The organism is Candidatus Kosakonia sp. 282A-S69, assembly GCF_029433855.1.
GTDB classification, from domain to species: domain Bacteria; phylum Pseudomonadota; class Gammaproteobacteria; order Enterobacterales; family Enterobacteriaceae; genus Kosakonia; species Kosakonia cowanii_A.
Genome location: NZ_JAROAU010000003.1, coordinates 1,770,771 through 1,793,994, shown reverse-complemented (window position 1 = coordinate 1,793,994; position 23,224 = coordinate 1,770,771). Strand labels below are relative to the sequence as shown.

Genomic DNA, 23,224 nt, shown 5'->3' with positions numbered 1-23,224 from the left:
AGTCCCTGTCTCGGTTCGCCTCTGTCCGCCATCCATGGCGTCCAGACCTTGTCATTCACGCTTCGGTTCGCCGATTTCAGCGGGGACACAACCCCTCGCTGCCATATCGCAGATAAAAGCAACGTTGGTGTCGCTGTAGGCTCGTTTTGATAGGCCGGATAAGGCGTAGCCGCCATCCGGCAATGATTGCCGCGCAATATGCCGGATGGCGCGTAAACGCTTATCCGGCCTGTGAGCGGCAACACTTAAACCGGCCCGCTCTGCTCCTCAAGCTGTACCGGCCAGCGGCGAAAAATCACCACGGCCCACACCAGCGCGGCGATCGCCGGGACGGCACCGGCATAACCGATGGTGTTCATCGACCAGTGCAGGCTTACCTGATTGCCCACCAGCGCGCCTGCGCCGATACCGATATTAAAAATCCCGGAGAAGAGCGCCATTGCAACATCGGTCGCATCCGGTGCCAGCGCCAGCACTTTCACCTGCATGCCGAGGCCAATAATCATAATCGCCACGCCCCAGAACAAACTCAGCACAGCGAGCGATTTTTCGCTGGTGGCGGCGGGAAGTAGCATCACCAGCGAAATCACCAGCAGCCCGATGGCGCTGCATACCAGTCCGGACGCGTGCCGGTTACCGAGCTTGCCAAACAGCACGCTGCCAATAATCCCCGCACCGCCCAACAACAGCAGCAGGATAGTCGCAAAATTAGCGCTAAAGCCCGCCACATTCTGCACAAACGGCTCGATATAGCTGTAAGCGGTGTAATGCGCGGTAACGACCACCGCCGTCAGCACGTAGATGCTGACCAGCGCCGGGCGACGAAACAGCAGCGGCAGGCTTTTCAGCGAGCCGGAGTGCTCGCTTTTCAGCGTCGGCAGCAGCTTCACCAGGCAAACCAGCGTGACCAGCGCGCCCATGCCAATCACAAAGAAGGTGGTGCGCCAGCCAAAGTACTGTCCGACGATGCGGCCAATCGGCAGGCCGAGCACCATCGCCAGCGCGGTGCCGGTGGCGAGCAGGCTTAACGCCTGCGCGCGTTTGCCCGCCGGAGCCAGACGAATCGCCAGCGAGGCGGTAATCGACCAGAAGATGGCATGCGCAAACGCAATGCCGATACGGCTAATCACCAGCACCTCGAAATTCCATGCAAGAAAGGAGAGGGCGTGGCTGGCGATAAACAGCACAAACAGTGCAATCAGCAGTTTTCGCCGCTCAATATGGCTGGTCAGCAGCATAAAAGGCAGCGACATCAGCGCCACAACCCAGGCATAGATAGTCAGCATGATGCCGACCTGCGCGGTCTCCATATCGAAGCTTTGGGCAATATCAGAGAGCAACCCCACCGGCACAAACTCGGTGGTGTTGAAAATAAAAGCGGCAACGGCAAGCGTAACCACCCGTAGCCACGCGACTTTACGTGAAACACTATTCGTCATCATAAGAGTGCTTTGGGTTGGTTGGAGAGAAGAAGAGGCGAAGATCTTAATGCTTTTGTCGGCGGAAAGACAAACTTTTTGTGATGGAGATCTCATTTTTCATTCAGCGAAGAAATAGCGATTGCGCCGCTGGCGGTTTGCCGTCAGAACAGAAGAAAAGATGAGGAAAAACAGTGCACACAATTGACTTCTATCTGGTCGATGCCTTCAGCGACCACACCTTCGGCGGTAACGCCGCCGCGGTCTGTCCGCTCACCGAATGGCTGCCGGACGATCTGTTACTGAAAATGGCGCAGCAGCACAACCAATCGGAAACCGCTTTTTTCGTGCGCAACGACAGCGGCTTCGAGCTGCGCTGGTTTACGACGCAGGATGAGATCAATCTCTGCGGCCATGCGACGCTGGCCGCCGCTCACGTCATCTTCGAATATCTGGATTACCCAGAGACGGAGATCCGCTTCACTACCCGTTTTGTTGGGGAGTTAACCGTTGCGCGCAACGGGGACTGGCTTACCCTCAACTTCCCGGCGTGGGGAGTCCAACGCGTGGAGAACCCACCGCCGCTGCTGCTGGAATCGCTGGGCATTGGCCAGGCGCAGGCAGTGTACGAAGGGCGTGATTTTATGGTGGTGCTGGAGAGCCAGGCGCAGGTCGACGCCCTGCAACCTGATATCGCCGCCATGAAACAGCTGGGAAAAATGGTCTGCGTCACGGCGCCGGGGGAGAAGTATGATTTTGTCAGCCGCTTCTTCTGCCCCGGGGAATCGGTGGCCGAAGATCCGGTCACCGGCTCGGCGCACAGCATGCTGATCCCATACTGGGGCGAGAAGCTCGGTAAAACGGTGATGCAGGCACGCCAGGTCTCGGCGCGCGGCGGGGATCTGCGCTGCGAGTGGCGGGGCGATCGCGTGTTGATTGGTGGCCAGGCCACGCTCTATTCGATCGGTAAAGTCTACTTGCGCTAGCGAAATTACCGGGGGCGATAGCGCCCCCGCAGCGCGCAGCTGTTAAGGCAAGCGCGCGATATTGGCTTTGATCACCTCGACCGAGTGGTTGAACTTCGCCACTTCGTCCTCGGTTAATCGCAGCTCGATAATCTGCTCCACGCCGCTGTGGGTCAGCACCGCCGGCACGCCAATCGCCACCTCATGCGCGCCATACTCCCCGTCAAGAATGCAGGAGATCGCCAGCGCACGGTGGCTGCCGGTGAAGATATTGCGACATATCTCGGCAATCGTGCCGGCAATTCCATATTCGGTGCAGCCTTTGCGGGCAAAGATCTCAAAGCCGTGGCGGCGCACGCGATCCGCCAGTGCATCCGCGTCCAGCGGCTGGCCGGTTTTTTGCTGATAGACATCGGCGATGGGCGAGCCATAGATCGATGAGTGCGACCAGACCGGAAACTGCGTATCGCCATGTTCGCCCATAATAAATGCGTCGATGCTCTGGGGGCCGATATCCAGCGCCTGCGCCAGCAGACGGCGAAGACGGGTGGTGTCGAGCCAGACGCCGGTGCCGATCACCTGGTTGCGCGGCAAGCCGGAGAGGGACCACACCTGCCAGGTAATGATGTCGCAAGGGTTGGTTGCCACCAGAAAAATTCCGTTAAAGCCGTTCGCCATCATTGTGGGCACGATGTTTTTAACGATGCGCGCGGTGTTGGCGAGTTCATCAAGCCGCGTCTGGCCGGGCTTCAGCGCGCCGCCTGAGACGGTGATCACCGCGATATCAACATCCGCGCACGCCTCAATGGAACGGGTGGAGATCGACATCATCCCCGGCATAAACGCGGCGGCATCCGCCAGATCCTGCGCGTGTCCCTCTACGCGCTGGGCATTCACATCCACCAGGATCAGCTCTTCACAAATGTTCTGGTTTAAAAGAGCGTAAGCGGCAGACGCACCGACATTCCCGGTGCCGATAATCATCACTTTGCGGGCTTTTGTATTCATGGCGCTTCCATTGTCAGAATAATCTCGTGCGTAAAGTACAGCCTGTTATTGGCGGGGTGCAATATTGTCGCGAATCTATAGGTTATTCATATGAGTTAAGCCACGCTCTTTTCGCTAATTTAACAAGGTGATAACTATAAGGAGCCGCTATGTACCGTATTGTTGATGCCACCGCCACGCAGCCGGAGGTGATTGCGCTTATCGCCGCTCTCGACCGCTACCAGAGCGCGCTCTATCCGGCAGAGAGCAACCATCTCGTTGACCTTGCTTCCTTTGCTGAAGAGACGCTGATCCTGCGCAAAATCGTGCATCAGCAGCATGCCGTTGGTTGCGGTGCGGTGTTGCTTAATGAAGATGGCAGCGCGGAGATGAAGCGGGTGTTTATCGACCCGACGCATCGCGGGCAGAAACTGGGTGAGCAGCTGATTGCCGCACTGGAGCAGGCAGCGAGCGAGAGGGGGTGTCACACGCTGCGGCTGGAGACCGGCATTGAGCAGCACGCGGCGGTGAAACTTTATCAGCGCTGCGGATACCAGATTTGCGAGGCCTTCGCCCCCTATGAGCCCGATCCGTTAAGCGTGTTTATGCAAAAGCCGTTGCGCGAAGACGTTGCCTGATGCGCAAACGTAGGCCGGATAGGGCGAAGCCGCCATCCGGCAATGGGTGTCCGGGAGACAATGCCTGATGGCGCTACGCTTATCAGGCCTACGCGGTTTCAGCCGCACCTTTCCTGTCGGCCGGATAAGCGTGTAACGCGCCATCCGGCACCGCAGGCCGCACGGAACTAAACGTTACGGCAAAAGGGCGATAAACGCCTCGAGGTGACGGCTCTTCGCGCCGCGCCGCCACACCAGCCAGGTGGTAAGCCAGCGCCACTCCTCCGCCAGCGGCCAGGCGTTGACCTGCTGATGGGCGGGCATACTCTCCAGCATACTGCGTGGGATCAGCGCCAGCCCCGCCCCGGCAATCACGCAGGCCAGCATGCCGTGATAAGACTCCAGCTCGTGAATTTTCCCCGGGGTGGCGCGGTCGGCCTGAAACCAGCTCTCAAAATGGCGGCGGTAGGAGCAGTTGGCGCGAAACGCATAAATGCTGACACCGTTCACCTGCGAAGCGCGGGTAATCGGCTCATGGCCCGCGGGGGCGACTATCATCATCTCCTCGCGATAGACCGGAATACCCTCCAGCCCCGGGTGCATAATTGGCCCGTCAACAAACGCCGCGCTCAGCGTCCCCTCAAGCACGCCCTCAATCATGGTGCCGGAAGGGCCGGTGGAGAGATCGAACTGAATACGCGGGTAACGCTGGTTATAAGCGGCGAGCGTCGCCGGAATACGTACCGCGGCGGTGCTCTCCAGCGCGCCCAGCGAGAACAACCCCTGTGGCTCGTCGCCCGCCACCACCATGCGCGCCTCATCAACCAGCGCGAGGATCTGCTGGCTGTAGCGTAAAAAGCTGTGTCCGGCAGGCGACAGACGCAGGCGCTGATTTTCGCGGATAAAAAGATCGACGCCGAGATCCGCTTCCAGCTGGCGAATGCGCGTCGTCAGGTTGGACGGCACGCGGTGCACCTTCTGCGCGGCCTGGGTAATGCTGCCGGTCTGCGCCACGGCGTTAAACATCTCAAGCTGGGTTAAATCCATGTTGTTCTCGGAATGTGAATGGTGTGGTTAATATTATTCAGTTTTCAGAAATAGCAAACTGCGTCACCCTAATGCAAGTTCTGAAATCATTGAGGGAAAAATAATGTCTCTGTCTGCAACCCCCTATGCACTCTCCATTAACCCGGCGACGGGCGAAACCCTGCGCGCCACGCCGTGGGCCAGCCGTGAAGAGGTTGACCGTGCGCTGGCGCTGGCCGATAGCGGCTACCGGCAGTGGCGCAATGTCAGCGTCAATGACCGCGCGCAGAAGCTGCGCGATCTGGCCGTCGTGCTGCGTAACCGCGCAGAAGAGATGGCGCAGATGATAAGTGAAGAGATGGGCAAACCGATCCTGCAGGCGCGGGCGGAAGTGGCGAAATCTGCCGAGCTGTGCGACTGGTACGCCGAACAGGGTCCGATGATGCTCGGCAGTGAAGCCACCCAGGTTGAAGCGCAGCGTGCGCGCATTGAATATCGTCCGCTGGGGCCGATTCTGGCGGTGATGCCGTGGAACTTCCCGCTGTGGCAGGTGCTGCGAGGCGCGGTGCCGATCCTGCTGGCGGGCAACAGCTATCTGTTAAAACATGCGCCAAATGTGCTCGGCTCTGCGGCGCTGATTGGCGAGTTGTTTAGCGAAGCCGGGTTTGCGCCGGGCGTTTTTGGCTGGGTTAACGCGACGAACGAAGGCGTCAGCCAGGCGATCAACGATGTGCGTATTGCCGCCGTCACCGTCACCGGCAGCGTGCGTGCCGGTGCGGCAATCGGTGCCCAGGCCGGTGCGGCGCTGAAAAAATGCGTCCTTGAACTGGGCGGCTCCGATCCCTTTATCGTGCTCAACGATGCAGACCTCGATCTGGCGGTAAAAGCCGCCGTGGCCGGACGTTATCAGAACACCGGGCAGGTGTGTGCCGCAGCGAAACGCTTCATTGTCGAAGAGGGGATCGCCGAAGCGTTCACCGAAAAATTTGTCGCCGCTGCGGCTGCGCTTCAGCAAGGTGCGCCGGAAATAGAGGAGAACTATCTTGGGCCGATGGCGCGCTTCGATCTGCGCGATGAGCTACACGCCCAGGTTGAGGCGAGTATCAACGAGGGGGCGACACTGCGACTCGGCGGCGAAAAGAGGCCGGGCAGCGGCAACTACTACCCTGCGACGGTACTGACCAACGTTACGCCAGAGATGACAGCGTTTCGCCAGGAGCTGTTTGGCCCGGTTGCCGCGATCGGCATCGCCCGCGATGCTGAGCATGCGCTGGAGCTTGCCAACAACAGCGACTTCGGCCTCTCGGCCACGGTCTTTACCGCCGACAGCGCGCAGGCCGAGTGGTTTGCCGATAACCTCGAGTGCGGCGGCGTGTTTATCAACGGCTTTAGTGCCAGCGATCCGCGCGTGGCTTTCGGCGGCGTGAAGAAGAGCGGTTTCGGACGCGAACTCTCCCACTTTGGTTTGCACGAGTTCTGCAATGTTCAGACCGTGTGGAAAGATCGTCTGTAAGCTAAACGTGCCCCGGCAGGAAGCGTCACTACTGGCTGTCATGGATGTGTCATGATCCTTTTGTAGACTCACCGCAACTTAGTGGTTACAGAAGAATATCATGAGCTTAACGCAAATTTTACGCCGAATTTTTCGGCGTATCGCACCGCAGCAGTTTGGTTTGTTGGCCGGGATTTTTTGCATCATCGCGCTCTTTTCCGTCCTGCAAATCGCCTCCTCCTTTTTCCTTACCGCGTCGCTTCGCAGCGCGCAGCACGATGAGAGCCTGAATCAACAAGCGCATCTGCAACAGGTGCGGGCGGACGAAGCGCGCATTGCGCTGCTCACCGCAAGCGATCTACTCAACCGCGCCGGGGTCTACTTTATGCAGGATAAAGCGACCGGGTCGGAAGGGAGCTGGCACAGCCTGATGGAGGAAACCCAGCAGGCGCTTGCAGCGTCCAGTAAAGCCTGGCTTGCTTTCCAGGCGCTCAATCCGCCAGAAGATAAAGGCCTGGTCAACAGCTATCAGCTCTTTTATGGCGCGCTGAAAGAGCAGGCCGACGGCCTGGTAAAAACCCAGTCGATCGACGCATTTTTTGCTGTCCCGGCGCAGGCATTCCAGGCCGATTTCAACGATAACTACGCCCGCTTTCAGCAGGCTGGCGCACAGCACGCCGAGCAGGGAAGAGAGTCACTGCTCGCCAGCCTCAGCCGTTTGCAGCAGGTCTTTATGCTGGTCCCGGTGCTGCTGGTGGCCATCGCGCTGCTGGTGTGGTTTGGCATGTCGCGCTGGGTCATCACGCCGCTGCGCACACTGATTGCCCATATCAATATTCTTGCCGCAGGCGATCTCGGCACGCCGTTGCCACCGGTGCAGCGCTTCAACCGTGAAATCACTCAGCTCAATCATAGTGTGGGTACCATGCAGCAGGGGCTGCAACAGCTGGTGATGCAGGTGAGCGATGCCACCGCGTCAATGATTGGCACCATCGGTAACCTGGCGGAGGGCAACCAGTCGCTGAACCAGCAGTCGGCGAAGCAGGCGCAGGAGCTGAATGACGTCACCGAACATATCGCCACGCTGGAGTCCCACGTTGAAGGGAACACGGGGTTTGCCGAAGAGGCGCGCCAGCAGGCGGATGAAGCGCGTAAAGTGGCGGCGGGCGGCGACAGGATGATGGAGACGGTGACGCAATCCATGCGCGAAATTGTTGACCGCTCTGCCGAGATGCGCAATATCGTCGCGCTGATCGACGGCGTGGCGTTTCAGACCAACATTCTGGCGCTCAATGCCGCTATCGAAGCGGCGCATGCGGGTAATCACGGGCGCGGCTTCGCGGTGGTAGCGAAAGAGGTGGGTTTGCTGGCGCGTAAAAGCAGCCACTCGACGCAAACTATTCAGCAGCTGATTAACCACTCCCTGCAGGGGATCAATGATGGTACCCAGGCGGTGAGCCGCCTTGAAGATAACCTGCAGCAGGTGACCGGCCTGGTCGGGCATCTGAGCGGGGTATTGAGTGAAATCTCTGCCGCCACGTTAAGCCAGGGCGAGAGCATCCATAAGATGACCCGACGGCTGCACTCCCTCAACAGTGTGGCGCGGCGCACCGGCGAACTGGTGACCACGGCAGCGGCGGCCTCCGAGCAGCTTTATCACGATTCGCAGGTATTAATGCAAGCGGTTGCGCGTTTTCGTCTCAGCGCCTGACGCGGCAAAACAGCTCTGGTATACTCGCAGCCCGATTTGGCCTGTGGGCGAGGGGTGAAAGTGGCATCGGTAATGGATAATGGCGTGCTGGAGGCGATCGTGGCTCAGGTACGCCCGCTGCTGGGACGCGGAAAGGTCGCGGATTATATCCCGGCGCTGGCAGCAGTCAGCGGCAATAAACTGGGTATTGCGATCAGCACCGTCAATGGGGAGCACTATCAGGCAGGCGATGCCGATGAGCGCTTCTCAATTCAGTCGATCTCAAAAGTGCTCAGCCTGGTGGTGGCGATGAACCACTATGGCGAGGAGGAGATCTGGCAGCGCGTCGGCAAAGATCCCTCTGGCCAGCCCTTTAACTCGCTGCTGCAACTGGAGATTGAGCAGGGCAAGCCGCGCAATCCTTTCATTAACGCCGGGGCGCTGGTGGTGTGCGATATGCTGCAAAGCCGCCTCAGCGCGCCGCGCCAGCGCATGCTGGAGATTGTGCGCAAGCTCGCGGGCGTCGACGATATCGTGTACGACACGGCGGTGGCGCGATCGGAGTTCGACAATGCCGCGCGTAATACCGCCATCGCCTGGCTGATGAAATCTTTCGGCAACTTCCATAATGATGTCACCACCGTCCTGCAAAACTACTTCCACTACTGCGCGCTGAAGATGAGCTGCGCTGAGCTGGCGCGCACCTTTCTCTTTCTGGCGCAGAGCGGCCAGGCGGTAAATTTTGCCCAGCCGGTGGTGACACCGATGCAGGCGCGGCAGATCAACGCCCTGATGGCGACCAGCGGAATGTACCAGAACGCCGGGGAGTTTGCCTTCCGCGTCGGCCTGCCAGCGAAATCGGGCGTCGGCGGCGGTATCGTGGCGATTGTGCCTCATGAAATGGCCATCGCAGTGTGGAGCCCGGAGCTGGACGAGGCGGGCAACTCGCTGGCGGGTGTCGCGCTGCTGGAAGCGCTCAGCCAGCGGCTGGGCAGATCGGTCTACTGATGGCAGAGTTCGATGCGCTGTTTGCCCGCCTTGGGCGCTCAACCTTTCGCTCCCGTTTCCGCTTAGGGGCAAAGGAGCGGCACTACTGCGAGGAGAAGGGGGCTGAAGTGATTGCTGCACACGCTGCCGATTTCGTCGCTCAACGCCTTGCGCCTGCGCAGCCCAGGAATGACGGTAAACAGACGCCGATGCGCGGTCATCCGGTGTTTATCGCCCAGCATGCCACTGCTACCTGCTGTCGCGGCTGTCTGGCGAAGTGGCACGCCATTGCTCAGGGCCAGCCGCTGTCGAGTGCGCAGCAGCAGTATGTTGTTGATGTTATTTACCACTGGCTGGTGATTCAGATGAATACGCCGCGCCGATAGCGATTGCGCAACACCGCGCGGCGAAAATAAAGTCTGCTAAGCTTCAGGCTGTTTCCTGCGCTCATTCGGGCTGCCCCCTCCGCCCGCAATAGGGATTGAGATTTGATGCGTGCTTTGTTGTCCTCCTGGCGTCCGTTCAGGGCAGAGACCCCGCTGATGAACGCGGGAATGATTTTTGTGCTGACCACGCTGTTCTATTTTATCGGCGCGATGATGCGCCTGGTCGAAGAGCTGTCGCTCTTCTGGCCGCTGAATGCGGTAATGGCCGGTGTTTTTGCCCGCTATGCGTTTTTGCACCGCTGGCACTACTACGTCATCAGCTATGTTGCGATGCTGGCCTATGATGCCGTCTCCACCAGCTGGGGTACGGCGTCGCTGATTATCAACTTCTCCAATATGGTGTTTATCATCACCATGGCGCAGCTAATTAGCTGGGAGCGGCACCAGATGGCGAAGACGCCACAGCCGATCAATGCGCTGAAACTCTTTAGTTACTGTCTGGTGGCCGCGTTGCTCTGCGCCTTCTTTGGCGCGCTGGGATCGGTGGGAATTAACGGTCAGGGTTTCTGGCCGCTGCTGGCAGACTGGTTTGGCGAGCAGTTCTCAACGGGCGTACTGATCCTGCCGTGCCTGCTGACCATGACGCGCCCGCGCGCGCTTAAGGGCTTCTCATTACCGCAGGTGATGCCGATCCTCGCGCTGGCGGTGTCGGTGGCCGCCTCGGTGGTGATTGGCGGTGCCGGAAGCCTGGCGTTTCCGCTCCCGGCGCTGATCTGGTGCGCGGTGCGCTATTCCCTTCCTTTGACCTGCCTGGTGACGCTGCTCACCGGCGGGCTGGAGATTATTCTGGTCTCCAGCGGGCAGATCGATATTCATGTCCGCTCGCCGTTTGATATTCCGCAGATGCTCTCGGCGCGGCTTGGCGTGGCGACAATGGCGATCTGCCCGGTGATCGTCTCGGTCAGCGTTGAAGCCATCAATCGCCTGATGCGCCAGGTTTCGCTGCGCGCCGATTTTGATTTTCTCACCCGCGTTTACTCCCGCTCCGGCCTGTATGAAGCCCTGCGCAAAAATGAGAAGCGGTTTACGGGTAAACACCTGTCGGTGATGCTGATGGATATCGACTACTTTAAAAGCGTCAATGACAGCTATGGGCATGAGTGTGGCGACAGGGTGCTGACCTCGTTCGCGCAAAAAGTGCAGCAGGAGCTTGGCGAGCGCGGGCTGGTAGCGCGCATGGGCGGCGAAGAGTTTGTGGTCGTGGCGATAACCAAAGATGCACAGGCGGGCAAAGCGCTGGCGGAGACGCTGCGCGGGGCGGTGGAAACCCACCTCTTTACATGGCGGCAGCAGACGCTGCATCTGACGATGAGCGTCGGCATCGGGCACGGCACGCCCGACCCGCGCCAGTTAACAGAGGGGTTCAACGAACTGCTGGCCGAGGCCGATGAGCATCTCTACCGCTCGAAGAAGCGCGGCAGAAACTGCACGACCGATAGCCACACCGTCGTCCCTGCGGTGGCCGCCTCGCCCGCGACGTGACATTAGCAACGTAATGAATATTAATAACTTATAAATATCTTGCGGCTGATTTTTGAGGCCAATATTATTAGCCCCGCGCGGTCGCACGTAGCGGATTCGCTCACCCTGACAAACGTGGCGAATAGGCTACGCTTAATGCTGTAAACCGTTGTCTACTCGCCCGTTTACTGGTGCGCGGCGGTCCAGACTGAGAATGATGAGATCGGCACTCTATGAAAACACCTGAGATTCCCGCTAATGAGGCACAGCGCCTGACGTCATTGCATGACTCCGGCCTGCTGGAGGGTGGCGTCAATGCCCGTTTAGACCGCTTAACGCGCCTGGCACAACGCATGTTCAATGTCCCGTCAGCACTTATCACGCTGGTGGATGAGGACACCCTCCATTTCAAATCCACCGGCGGTTACCCGGTGGAAAAGCAGACTCTGCCGCGCAACATCTCCTTTTGCGGTCACGTTATTTTGTCTGAATCGGCGATGATCATAGAGGATACCCATCTCGATGAGCGATTTATCGATAACCCGTTGGTGACCGGCGAGCCGCATATCCGCTTCTATGCTGGCTATCCGCTGCGCTTGCCGGATGGTGCGCTGGTGGGATCGCTGTGTGTGATTGATAAAGCGGCGCGCGGCTTTTCCGGCGCCGAAATCGACACCCTGAAAGATTTCGCCATGATTGTCGAAGATGAGTTTGCGGTGATGAGCGCGGCGACCACCGATGCGTTAACCGGCCTTTTTAACCGCCGTGGCTTTGATAACCTGGCAAAGTTCGCCATTGTGGGCGCACGCCGCCGCGCGCAGCCCTTAACGCTTGCATGGATCGACCTTGATAACTTCAAAGAGATTAATGACACCTACGGCCACGGCGAAGGGGATGAGGCGCTGAAGGCAATGGCTGCGGTGATGACGGCCAGCCTGCGCGAAGCAGATCTGCGGGTACGCTACGGCGGCGACGAGTTCGCGATTGTCTTTTCCGACACCAACGAAGAGGGCGCATGGATTGCGATGCAGCATCTGGTCGAACAGGTTGAAGCCTGGAACCAGCAATCCGGTAAACCGTGGAAGCTTGGCTTCTCCTGGGGCGTCAGCGAGTTTAATCACGATGGCGGTGACGATCTGCGTAACTGGATGAAAGAGGCGGATGAGAAGATGTATGCCATGAAATCGCGCCACAATCGCGGGCGTTAAACCATAACAAAATGGTATGGGTGAAGCGCTTGAATTAACCCGTCCCGCGCTGAATAGTGGTCATTTTACAAGGAAGCCCAATGACCGCTTATCTTATCAATAGCCTCTCTGGTGAGGCGATCCTCTCCCATATCGACAGCCTGTGCGGCGTGCTGGAAAACTGCGTCGCCGGCGGTGCCTCCGTCAGCTTTATGCATCCGCTCTCGCGGGAAAAAGCACATCATTTTTGGTCCGGCGTGGCCGCAAGCGTATCGCGCGGTGAGCGCATTGTGCTGGTGGCGCAGGATGAGGCGGGTGAGGTTGTCGGCACCGTTCAGGTGGTGCTCGAACAGCCGGAAAACCAGCCGCACCGCGCCGATGTCTCGAAATTACTGGTGCACGATAAGGCGCGGCGTCAGGGGCTGGCTCGTCGCCTGATGGCAGCGCTTGAGCGTGAGGCGCAGGCGCACGGCAAAAGCGTGCTGGTGCTGGATACGGCGACCGGCAGCGGGGCGGAGAGCTTCTACACCGCCTGCGGCTGGCAGCGAGTGGGTGAGATCCCGCGTTATGCGTTAATGCCGGATGGAAATGTGACGGCGACGACACTTTTTTACAAGTTCATATAACTGGCCTCAATAAGGCGCGCCGCTTTGATCAAAACAGGGTTTCATGGTTGTAAAGTCTGGTAAGTTATTACACCAATCTCACCAGGTTGTATGACTAATCTAAAAAGGAACCCACTGTGAACACATTAAACCGTCGCAATTTTCCCGGGGCTCACTATCCAGAACGTATTATTCAGTTTGGCGAAGGGAATTTTTTACGCGCTTTTGTCGACTGGCAAATCGATCTGCTGAACGAGCACACTGACCTCAATGCCGGTGTGGTGGTGGTTCGCCCAATCGCGAGTGATTTTCCGCCTTCGCTGAGCACCCAGGATGGCCTCTACACCACCATTATTCGCGGTCTCAACGAGCAGGGTGAAGCGGTGAGTGAAGCGCGTCTTATCCGCTCCGTGAACCGTGAAATCAGTGTTTATACGCAGTATGACGCGTTTCTGAAGCTGGCTCACAACCCGGATATCCGATTTGTGTTCTCTAATACCACCGAAGCGGGCATCAGCTACCATGCAGGGGATAAATTCGATGATGCGCCGGCGGTAAGCTACCCGGCAAAACTGACCCGCCTGCTATTTGAACGCTTCCGCCATTTTTCCGGCGCGCAGGATAAGGGCTGGATAATTATTCCTTGCGAATTAATTGATTATAACGGCGACGCGCTGCGTGAACTGGTGCTGCGTTATGCCGATGAGTGGAAGCTGGGCGCGGAATTTACCCAGTGGCTTGAGGCGGCGAACAGCTTCTGCTCGACGCTGGTTGACCGCATTGTCACCGGCTATCCGCGTGATGAAGTAGCGAAGCTGGAGGCGGAACTGGGTTATCAGGATGCCTTCCTCGATACCGCTGAGCACTTCTATCTGTTTGTTATTCAGGGGCCGAAGTCGCTGGCCGCGGAGCTGCGGCTGGATAAATACCCGCTCAACGTGCTGATTGTGGATGACATCAAGCCTTACAAAGAGCGCAAGGTGGCGATCCTCAACGGGGCGCATACGGCGCTGGTGCCGGTCGCGTTCCAGGCGGGGATCGATACGGTTGGCGAAGCGATGAGTGACGCCGGGATCGCTAAGTTTGTTGAGAAGGCCATTTACCAGGAGATCATTCCGGTGCTGGATCTGCCGCGCGCTGAGCTGGAGTCGTTTGCCAGCGCGGTGACCGGGCGTTTTCGTAACCCCTACATCAAACATCAGCTGCTCTCTATCGCGCTCAACGGCATGACCAAATATCGCACCCGCATTCTGCCGCAGCTGCTGGCGGGGCAGCAGGCCAGCGGTAAACTGCCTGCGCGTCTGACATTTGCGCTGGCCGCACTGATTGCCTTCTATCGCAGCGAGCGTGATGGGAAACCTTATCCGGTGCAGGATGACGCGCACTGGATTGAGCGTTATCAGCAGCTGTGGGCCCAGCATGGCGACCATCAAATCAGCACCCGCGAGCTGGTGAGGGCAGTGCTGTCGGTGAGCGAGCACTGGGAGCAGGATCTGAGCAACGTGCCGGGTCTGGTGGAGCAGGTGACGCTGGATCTGGACGCCATTCTGCAGCGCGGGATGCGCGAGGCGGTAAAACCGCTCTGCTGATCGCTGCCTGTTAAATGCCGGATGGCGCTGGCGCCTATCCGGCCTGCATTTTCCACTCCGCATCGTCACCACATTTTTAAACCCGCTTCCGTAGGCCGGATAAGGCGCAGCCGCCATCCGGCAAAACTACGAGGCCTGAAAATGAACCCTTTAGTTACAACATACTCTGAAAAAGTGGTATGACAGGTTTCAGCAACTTCTGTGCGGGGACCTCGTCTGACAGAGCGAAATTGCGTCACATTCCATTAGCAAACTTGCAACTGTGACATCGATCACGTTTAATAGCCGCTGCGCTCCTTTTCCCCTGAATAATTATGATTGTCCGCCCTGAAAAACACTGGCTTGCTCGTCTCTTCGTCTGGCACGGTTCCGTCCTGCCAAAAATAGCATCACGCCTGACCATGAACTTCCTGCTCTCGGTCGCCGTCATCTGGATGCTGCCGTGGTACACCTCGCTGGGCATCAAACTGACGGTCGCGCCGTTCAGTATTCTCGGCGTGGCAATTGCTATCTTTCTCGGTTTTCGTAACAACGCCTGCTTCGCCCGCTACTCGGAAGCGCGCCTGTTATGGGGGCAGTTAATGATCGCCTCGCGCTCGCTGCTGCGGGAAGTGAAAACCACGCTGCCCGAGGAGGGCGACGTCCGCCATTTTATGCAGCTGCAATTCGCTTTTGCCCACGCGCTGCGTATGACTCTCAGACGCAAGCCGCAGGGCGATACGCTGTCGAAATATCTCACCGCTGATGAGTTACGCCAGGTTTTAAACGCCCACTCGCCGGCAAACCGCATCCTGCTGTTGATGGGGCAGTGGCTGGGCGAGCGCAGGGCGCAAGGGGCGCTGTCGGATATTCTGTTCCACAGCATCACCCAGCGCTTACACGATATGTCCGCCGTGCAGGCTGGCTGCGAGCGTATCTTTAATACGCCGCTGCCTTTTGCCTACTCGCTGATTTTGCACCGCACGGTCTATCTCTTCTGCATCATGCTGCCGTTTGCGCTGGTGGTAGATTTGCACTTTATGACGCCCTTTATCTCGGTGCTTATCTCTTACACCTTTATCTCACTCGATACGCTGGCGGAAGAGCTGGAAGATCCGTTTGGCGAAGAGGATAACGACCTGCCGCTGGATGCCTACTGCAACGCGATTGAAATCGATCTGCTGCAGATGGCGGACGCCGACGATCTGCCGGTCAAACTGACGCCGGGCAAAAACTACCAGTTGACCTAAACTTATAGCGGGCGTAAGCCGTAAGATTTTTTCACTCTCCTGGCTCAGGTCATCTAAAAGAGGGACATGCGATGGAAAAGTCCGTTAAAACCTTCTCGTTCGCGCTGACGTTTATCGTTGGCCTGTCACTGCTCGCCACGGCATGGGATCTCTCACTCTTCAGCAGCCTGCCGTGAGCCATCTGTAAGCAGCGCCTGCGTCTCTTGCGCCGGGCGCTGCAATAACGCAATCGCCTCTTCCGCAGAGGCGACATTGGTATACCCGATAATCAAACCGTAACGGCGTGCATTACCGCTATACCACTCTGAAAGCGGGCTGACCTGCAACTGATGCCTGTGCCAGAGTTGCGCCAGCGCGACATCCTGCGTGCTGGCACGCAAAAAGGCGATGATGTGCATGCCGCCATTGCGCACCTCGACATCAAAGATCTGCGGATAAATTTGCGCCAGTGCTGCCAGCACGAATCCGCGCCGGGTTGAGTAGAGGTTCCGCATCCGCTTCAGGTGCTTATAAAAGTGACCTTCGCTGAGAAAGGCGGCGAGAATTTTTTGCGTTAATAGCGGCTGGCCGCTCTCGGTGAGCTCTGCCATTTGCCGGAACTGCGCGAGCAGCGCACGCGGCAACACCAGGTAGCTGGTACGCAAGGCGGGCAGCATGGTTTTACTGAAGGTGCCCATATAGATAACCCGGTCATCACTGTCGAGGCTTTTCAGCGCCGGCACCACTTTGCGGGTGTAGTGAAACTCGCCGTCGTAATCATCCTCAACAATCCAGCGATTATGCTGCGTTGCCCACGCCAGCAACTGCTGTCTGCGCGGCAGAGAGAGGGTAACGGCCAGCGGGCTTTGGTGTGACGGTGTCACAAAAATGAGATGGGCGTCGTTGTGATGGCGCAGCAGATAATTCACATCCAGCCCATCGTTATCGACCGGCACGCGATGCAGCTGCTGCAGCGTATGCTGCAAGATGCGCTGGCCTAAAAAGTAGCCCGGCTCTTCAAAAACCACTTTCTGCCCGCCGCCTGCAAGCAGGGTGAGGATCAGCCGCATGTTGTGCTGATACCCGCCGGTAATCACCACCTGTTCCGGGGCGCAGGCGAGCCCGCGCGAAATATTGAGATAGTGAGCGATAGCGTCACGCAGGGGAGCGTAGCCCATGAGCGGCGGTGTAAGCATTTCGCTTGGGGGCAGCGCGCGCACCGCTTTGGCGCTGAGCAGCAGCCATTTTTTACCTGGAAAGGCATCAAGTGCCGGAATGCCGAGGCGCAAGAAAGCGGCCTGTTTACGCTCGGCATCGCCACATACTGCAACTGGCCGGGGAGCTGTTTTTTCGCGCGACTTACGCGTTGCCGGCGACAGCACCAGTTCTGGGTTGACGCGTGTGCCGCGCGCGCCATCGCTAACCAGAAACCCTTCACCGACCAGAATCGACCATGCGGTTTCCACTGTTTTTCGCGCTACGCCAAGTTCGCTGGCCAGCACCCGCACCGAAGGGACTTTATCTCCGGGCTTAAGCAAACCTTGCGTGATGCTCTCGCGATATTGCGCATAAATTGCTCTGTAACCCGGTTTCATGTCCTACCTGTTTTTCGCTTTTTTGCGTCTTTAACCTGCGACATTAGTCCGTAATATAGCCTCCGTTGAAACAATAAACGAGGCAAATAATATGAGCACCCGCATCAATCTCTTCCAGCGCGTTCCTGACCTGATCACCGCTCTTTCCACTGCCAGCCAGGCTTCACACAACAGTGGCCTTGAGATCACACTCAAAAATCTGGTGGATATTCGTGCCTCGCAGCTTAACGGCTGCGCTTTCTGTCTGGATATGCACATTAAACAGGCGAAGATTGTGGGCGAGCGGGAGTTGCGGTTGCACCATGTCGCCATCTGGCGCGAATCGCCGTTATTCACCGCGAAAGAGAAGGCGGCGCTGGCGTTGACCGAAGCCATGACCCGGCCCGCAGCCGAAGGGGTGAGCGATGCCGTCTATGACGCGGCGCGTGAACATTTTGATGAAGTGGCGTTATCAGAACTGGCGTTTGCTATCTCGATGATCAACACCTGGAACCGTTTGATGATTGTGTCGCAAACCGCACCGGGCGCGCTGGATAAAGTCTATGGACTCGATCGCGCTAATCTCGAATAACCAACGCCAATTCCTGGGTTTCATAGGCCGGATAAGCGCCAGCGCCATCCGGCAATACAGGCCAGTACCAATGCAAAATCGGTACAGTTTCGTAGGCCGGATAAGCGCAGTGCCATCCGGCAACACCCCCCGGCTTAATAAGCCGGGGGGTGACGTTTTCATCCGGCACGGAATCCTTTAACGCGCCAGCTGGAAGAAACGCACGGAGTTGCGCAGCGCCTCGCTCTGCTCGGTCATCGACTGCGCGGCCACCGCCGCCTGTTCCACCAGCGTGGCGTTTTGCTGGGTCACCTGGTCCATCTGATCGATGGCGACGCTAATCTCTTTAATCCCCTGGTGCTGCTCGGTCGAGGCGGCGGAGATATCAGCGACAATATCCGTGACTTTATTCACCGACGAGACGATCTCTTCCATCGCACGGCTGGCGGTATCGGCATAACGCGAGCCATCGGTGATTTTTTCTACCGTGCCCTCAATCAGCTGCTTAATCTCTTTTGCCGCATCAGCGCTCTTCTGCGCCAGGTTACGCACTTCGCCTGCGACGACGGCAAACCCTTTACCCTGTTCACCGGCGCGCGCGGCTTCCACGGCGGCGTTAAGCGCCAGAATATTGGTCTGGAACGCAATCCCCTCAATCACCGAAATGATGTCGACAATCTTCTGCGAGCGGTCGGAGATCTCCTGCATGCGCGACAGCATGTCATTCACCTCTTTACCGCCCTTAAGCGCGGTAGCGGATGTCAGCCGTGCCAGTTCGCTCGCTTTACGGGCGTTCTCCGCATTACTCTTCACATTTTCCGTAATCTGCTGCATGTTCGACGAGGTCTGCACCAGCGAAGCGGCCTGCTCCTCAGTGCGCTGCGACAAGTCATTATTACCCTCGGCAATCTCACCGGCGGCATGGGAGATCGACTCGCTGCCATCAATAATGCCGCGAATAATCTCTGCCAGTTGGCCGTTCATATATTTCATTGTCGCCAACAGGCTACTGCTGTCACCTTCACGCAATTCGACCGCTGTCTCCAGCTTACCGGAGGCCACCGCCTGCATAATGGACATCGCATAAGCGGGCTCGCCGCCGAGTTGACGCGCCAGGCTGCGCGAAATAAAGAGGGCGCTCACGCCAGTGGCGACCAGTGCCAGTAGCAGTAAACCGATCAGGAGATAAAACGCATGGGTGTAGCTATCCTGCGTCGCCACACCCATACGATCGCCGATGGCCACCTCCATATCGACCAGCGTTGCCAGGTCTTTCATCAGCTGCGTGCGGTACTTCGCTGATACCACGCCGCTAATCTTCGCTGCCTCTGCCGCGTCGCCGTGGTTCATCGCCTCAATCACCTTCGCGTTAACGTCGATAAAGTTTTTGAAGTTATCGACCACCTTAACAAACAGCGCGTGCATCTCTGGCGGCGCATCGGCTGAGAGTTTTGCGTACTGCCGCTGGGCATTGAGGAACGTCTCCTGATTTTGCAGCAGCTCATTGCGATGCTGATCGAGGGAGGCGGGGGTTGTCGAGGAGATGTACTGCACCTGTTGCAGGCGCATTTCCGCTAATACACCGCGCATCTCGAGGGTGTAGCGAATACCCGGCATGCGCTCCTGGCGAAATTTATCAATTTGCTGTTTGCTGGCGTTGAGTTGATAAAGAGAAACAATGCCAACCATTAACATCATCACAATAAGAGTAGAGAAACCAACGAGCAGTTTCGTTAATACAGTCGCGTGCGCAATTTTCTTCATGATCCTGGTTTTTTCAAAAAGAGTGGTAATAGTAATAACGGCAGAAGCCGTAAAAAGATTGAGGTTAAAACCCGATCGGTATCACATATCGCACTGATATTTGGGTAAATATCCTACGCGTGAGAGCGGTTTTATTTAAGGGAAGAGTGAGTGTTAAATAATATCGGGAAGGGGTGTTAATTAATTGAAATAATATTTCACTTAAAGAGATAAATATTATTCGCGCACAGCCGTTGTGCGCGAATAATTAACCTTTAAGACTTAGCGGCAGTTCATCTGCCCACTTCGTGGCTTGCGTCATTAATTCCGATACCGCTGAGTAAGGCAGGCCGATATCGTCTGCGATTGCGCGGGTCTCGTCCCATAAACGCTGCTCATAGACGCGGGCGAGGTGAACATAGGGGTAGAGTTCACCGCTCTCTTTCTCCAGCGCCGTCGCCACATCCGGCGAGACGGAGATCTGCTCCATCAGCTCCTCCAGCGGCAGCCCGAGGATCACATCCAGCAGGGAGAAGAGCCCCACCAGAAAAGCGTCGTTGGCGACATTGTTACTGGAGGTGCGTGCCGCCACCAGTTCACAGAACTTGGCGCGGATCAGGCTCAGATAGTAGATTTCGGTATTGGTAACATGTTCAAACGAGGTAAGACAGGCCACCAGCACAAAACGGCGCATCTCGTTAATGCCGAGGTAAACCACAATGTCGCGTAAGGATTGGTTACGAAAACCGCTGATCCCGCGCGTGTTATATAAGATGTTCTGCGCGTAGCGCATGATCTTAAACGAGAGGGAGACGTCCCGTTTCAATAGCTCTTCAATACGGTTTAAGTTCGGCGACTCGACATTGACTTCCTGCATCAAGCGCAGTGCAAAGGCGCGGTTCTGCACCAGTTTATTACGCTTCGAGACCACCGGTTTGCTGAAGAAGTAGCCCTGGAAGAGGCGAAAACCCAGTTTTTTATAAGCTTCAAACTCCTCATACGTTTCCACCTTCTCCGCCAGCAGCACCGCGTGGCGCAGCGCATCGCGGTTGGCGTTGACCCAGGCCTCAATCTCTCCCAGCGAGCTTCGTCTGATATCGAACTTAATCACATCAATATAGGGCAGGAAGGCGTCCCACTGGTTGCCGGGCGCAAAATCGTCGAGCGCGACGCGAAATCCGAGCGTCTGCAGACGTTTTACCGTCTCCAGCAGCGGTTTGTCCGGCTGCGCATCTTCGAGGACTTCAATCACTACGCGGTTTTTCGGCAGCGTTTCGGCAAGGCCATCAATCAGTAACTGGTAGGGGAAATTGACATACACCGTCGTCAGATCGTTCTTACGTCCGACAGGCGCACTGAGAAACTGCTCTTCGATCAATTGGGTCGTGGCTTGCTCGGCAGAGATCTCAGGAAAGCGGTTATCCATGCTATTGCGGAACAGCAGTTCGTAACCGACGGTGTTCAGTTGGTTATCAAAGATTGCCTGTCTGGCCACAAAAGAAAACATTCACCACCCCGTACACCGTGTACTTTTCTATAAATATTAGAAATATATAAACTTATAACACACCCTGAGTAGCACAAGCGTGCGTCTGTTACTAAAAAAGTGACCTTTAGCGCTAAAAATATAGGCCAGCAAAGCGGTAAGTGTACAGGTAATGAGGATTTTCTTAAGCGTAACCGCTCAAAGTAGCAGCACGGCGCTGTAAAAAGCGGCAATTATGCAGAAAAGCGACAACCAGGCAGGGGAGAAAACAGGCGCTGCGCCTGCCTGACAGTCAACTTCACTGCCGGCACGGCGCAGCGCCAAAGGTGCGGGATCAGATCTGCGACGTCTGCTCAACCGTCGGCGCGGTGGCGTGTACTTCGTTCACGCGCTTACGCACGCCAAACCAGCCAGCAATCAGCAGAACGGCGATCAGCGGAATCGAGCCGATGGTGAAGGTGCCGTTCGGATAATCGAAGGCCATCAGCACCAGCACGCTGAGCAGGAACAGCAGCGTCAGCCAGGAGGTCACCGGCGCGCCGGGCATCTTGAAGCTGACATCGGCCGCTTTACCTTCGCGGATCGCTTTGCGCAGGCGCATCTGGCACACCACGATAAAGCCCCACGAAGCGATAATTCCCAGCGACGCCACGTTAAGCACAATCTCAAACACCTGAGACGGCACCAGGTAGTTCAGGAACACACCCACGATATAGACGCAGATCGTCGCCAGAATACCGGCATACGGGACCTGCTGGCGGCTCATCTTCGACATAAACTTCGGCGCAGAACCGCCCATCGACATTGAACGCAGAATACGCCCGGTACTGTAGAGGCCGGAGTTAAGGCTGGAGAGTGCCGCGGTCAACACCACGATATTCATTACGTCGCCAATGTACGGTACGCCAAGCTTCGAGAAGAAGGTGACGAACGGGCTTTGCCCTGCCTGGTAAGCGTTCCACGGCAGCAGCAGCACCAGCAGCACAACCGAGCCAACGTAGAACAGGCCGATACGCCAGATCACGCTGTTGATCGCTTTTGGCACCATCGTCTGCGGCTCTTTACATTCGCCTGCAGCGGTGCCGACCAGCTCAATAGAGGCGAAGGCAAACACCACGCCCTGCACCAGCACCAGCGCTGCCATCATGCCGTGCGGGAAGAAGCCGCCGTTATCGGTAATCAAATGGAAGCCGGTGCTGTTGCCGTCGAGCGGTTTGCCAGTGCCGAGGAAAACTGTCCCGACCACCAGGAACAGCACAATCGCCAGCACTTTCAGCAGCGCGAACCAGAACTCCATCTCGGCGAACCACTTCACGCCGATCATGTTCATGGTGCCGACAATCGCCAGCGCGCCGAGGGCAAAGACCCACTGCGGCACGTCGCCAAACGCGCCCCAGTAGTGCATGTAGAGCGCGACAGCGGTGATATCGACAATGCCGGTCATCGCCCAGTTGATGAAGTACATCCAGCCGGCGACATAGGCGGCTTTTTCACCGAGAAACTCACGGGCGTAAGAGACGAAACTGCCGCTGGAAGGGCGGTGTAGTACCAGTTCACCCAGCGCACGCAGAATAAAGAACGAGAAGATACCGCAAACGAGATAGACGATAGCCAGCGATGGCCCGGCCATTTGCAGACGCGCGCCGGCACCGAGGAAGAGACCGGTACCGATTGCGCCGCCAATGGCGATCATTTGTACATGGCGGTTACCCATCGCCTGGCTGTAGCCCTCTTCATGAGAGTTCAGCCAGCGACGTTTTGCCGCGTGATGCTCCGTGGTGTTGTTGTTCTCTGTTTTCATTGCATTACCCTGTTGACCTGTCTGACCTTGCGGAATGTCTCAAGCCGCAGCACAAAAACCACACGATTTGCACCGTCGGCTACACGTTCTCTCTTTCCATTGTTTCTCTGTATGGATAAGGGAAAACATGGCGCAGCATCGTAACCGCAATCGTTTACTGACGCAAAACATACCCAGCCGCAAACAGCACACTATTAGTCGAAATTGTGAAGTCAACTCCATCAAGCAGAGGAAATGATTCAGGATGGCGAAAAATGCAACAGAAAAAACCACAACCATAAAACGGTGTTTTACCCAGTCTGCACCGGGATTCAGCCTTATTTATTTCGCATGCTAATGGCTTTAGCGCCTGGCAACGCTGACTTTGCGAA

The 23,224-nt window shown here is 57.2% G+C and carries 19 protein-coding genes; 12 read left to right on the top strand and 7 right to left on the bottom strand.

Annotated features, from left to right (window positions below; translation table 11 throughout):
- Positions 1-245 precede the first annotated feature (245 nt).
- Positions 246-1,442, bottom strand: coding sequence for a sugar transporter (locus PU683_RS14120; RefSeq protein WP_277172497.1), 1,197 nt, complete (start codon positions 1,440-1,442; stop codon positions 246-248).
- Positions 1,443-1,612: 170 nt separating this feature from the next.
- On the opposite strand from PU683_RS14120, the gene PU683_RS14115 reads away from it, so the two are divergent.
- Positions 1,613-2,404, top strand: coding sequence for a PhzF family phenazine biosynthesis protein (locus tag PU683_RS14115; protein WP_277172495.1), 792 nt, complete (start codon positions 1,613-1,615; stop codon positions 2,402-2,404).
- A gap of 42 nt (positions 2,405-2,446) precedes the next feature.
- On the opposite strand, the gene PU683_RS14110 is transcribed toward PU683_RS14115, so the two are convergent.
- Entirely contained in the window at positions 2,447-3,391 is a 945-nt protein-coding gene (locus PU683_RS14110; protein WP_277172493.1) for an L-lactate dehydrogenase, read from the bottom strand.
- A 149-nt stretch (positions 3,392-3,540) separates the two neighbouring features.
- Here PU683_RS14110 and PU683_RS14105 point away from each other — a divergent pair, with 149 nt between their 5' ends.
- A complete protein-coding gene (locus PU683_RS14105; protein WP_277172462.1) occupies positions 3,541-4,008 on the top strand; it encodes a GNAT family N-acetyltransferase in 468 nt (155 codons plus the stop codon).
- A 174-nt stretch (positions 4,009-4,182) separates the two neighbouring features.
- Here PU683_RS14105 and ptrR read toward each other — a convergent pair whose 3' ends face one another.
- Positions 4,183-5,034, bottom strand: coding sequence for a putrescine utilization regulator PtrR (ptrR, locus tag PU683_RS14100; RefSeq protein ID WP_277172460.1), 852 nt, complete (start codon positions 5,032-5,034; stop codon positions 4,183-4,185).
- A 103-nt stretch (positions 5,035-5,137) separates the two neighbouring features.
- On the opposite strand from ptrR, the gene sad reads away from it, so the two are divergent.
- The 9 genes from sad (at position 5,138) to PU683_RS14055 (ending at position 15,699) form a co-directional block, all read left to right on the top strand.
- Positions 5,138-6,526, top strand: a complete 1,389-nt coding sequence (gene sad / locus PU683_RS14095; protein WP_277172458.1) for a succinate-semialdehyde dehydrogenase — start codon at positions 5,138-5,140, stop codon at positions 6,524-6,526.
- A 100-nt stretch (positions 6,527-6,626) separates the two neighbouring features.
- A complete protein-coding gene (locus PU683_RS14090; protein ID WP_277172456.1) occupies positions 6,627-8,216 on the top strand; it encodes a methyl-accepting chemotaxis protein in 1,590 nt (529 codons plus the stop codon).
- Positions 8,217-8,276: 60 nt separating this feature from the next.
- Positions 8,277-9,203, top strand: coding sequence for a glutaminase B (glsB, locus tag PU683_RS14085; protein ID WP_277172454.1), 927 nt, complete (start codon positions 8,277-8,279; stop codon positions 9,201-9,203).
- Positions 9,203-9,568: a DUF4186 domain-containing protein gene (locus PU683_RS14080; protein WP_277172452.1), complete on the top strand. Its 366-nt coding sequence runs from the start codon at positions 9,203-9,205 to the stop codon at positions 9,566-9,568. Before glsB ends, PU683_RS14080 begins: the two co-directional genes overlap by 1 nt.
- 105 nt (positions 9,569-9,673) lie before the next feature.
- A complete protein-coding gene (locus PU683_RS14075; protein WP_277172450.1) occupies positions 9,674-11,110 on the top strand; it encodes a GGDEF domain-containing protein in 1,437 nt (478 codons plus the stop codon).
- Positions 11,111-11,322: 212 nt separating this feature from the next.
- Positions 11,323-12,297, top strand: coding sequence for a sensor domain-containing diguanylate cyclase (locus tag PU683_RS14070; protein WP_277172448.1), 975 nt, complete (start codon positions 11,323-11,325; stop codon positions 12,295-12,297).
- Between the two features lie 80 nt (positions 12,298-12,377).
- Entirely contained in the window at positions 12,378-12,902 is a 525-nt protein-coding gene (locus PU683_RS14065; protein ID WP_277172445.1) for a GNAT family N-acetyltransferase, read from the top strand.
- 116 nt (positions 12,903-13,018) lie between these two features.
- Positions 13,019-14,470: a tagaturonate reductase gene (locus PU683_RS14060; protein ID WP_277172443.1), complete on the top strand. Its 1,452-nt coding sequence runs from the start codon at positions 13,019-13,021 to the stop codon at positions 14,468-14,470.
- 314 nt (positions 14,471-14,784) lie between these two features.
- Complete coding sequence (locus PU683_RS14055; protein ID WP_277172441.1) at positions 14,785-15,699, top strand: bestrophin family protein; 915 nt, start codon at positions 14,785-14,787, stop codon at positions 15,697-15,699.
- A gap of 152 nt (positions 15,700-15,851) precedes the next feature.
- On the opposite strand, the gene pdxR is transcribed toward PU683_RS14055, so the two are convergent.
- Complete coding sequence (gene pdxR / locus PU683_RS14050; protein WP_277172439.1) at positions 15,852-17,273, bottom strand: MocR-like pyridoxine biosynthesis transcription factor PdxR; 1,422 nt, start codon at positions 17,271-17,273, stop codon at positions 15,852-15,854.
- 91 nt (positions 17,274-17,364) lie between these two features.
- Between pdxR and PU683_RS14045 the strand changes: the two genes are divergently transcribed.
- Positions 17,365-17,844: a carboxymuconolactone decarboxylase family protein gene (locus tag PU683_RS14045; protein ID WP_277172437.1), complete on the top strand. Its 480-nt coding sequence runs from the start codon at positions 17,365-17,367 to the stop codon at positions 17,842-17,844.
- Between the two features lie 177 nt (positions 17,845-18,021).
- On the opposite strand, the gene PU683_RS14040 is transcribed toward PU683_RS14045, so the two are convergent.
- The 3 genes from PU683_RS14040 to ansP form a co-directional block, all read right to left on the bottom strand.
- Positions 18,022-19,587: a methyl-accepting chemotaxis protein gene (locus PU683_RS14040; RefSeq protein ID WP_277172434.1), complete on the bottom strand. Its 1,566-nt coding sequence runs from the start codon at positions 19,585-19,587 to the stop codon at positions 18,022-18,024.
- A gap of 247 nt (positions 19,588-19,834) precedes the next feature.
- Entirely contained in the window at positions 19,835-21,073 is a 1,239-nt protein-coding gene (locus PU683_RS14035) for an EAL and HDOD domain-containing protein (RefSeq protein WP_277172432.1), read from the bottom strand.
- Positions 21,074-21,386: 313 nt separating this feature from the next.
- On the bottom strand, positions 21,387-22,853 hold the full coding sequence (gene ansP / locus PU683_RS14030; protein WP_277172430.1) for an L-asparagine permease: 1,467 nt from the start codon (positions 22,851-22,853) through the stop codon (positions 21,387-21,389).
- Positions 22,854-23,224: the final 371 nt, after the last annotated feature.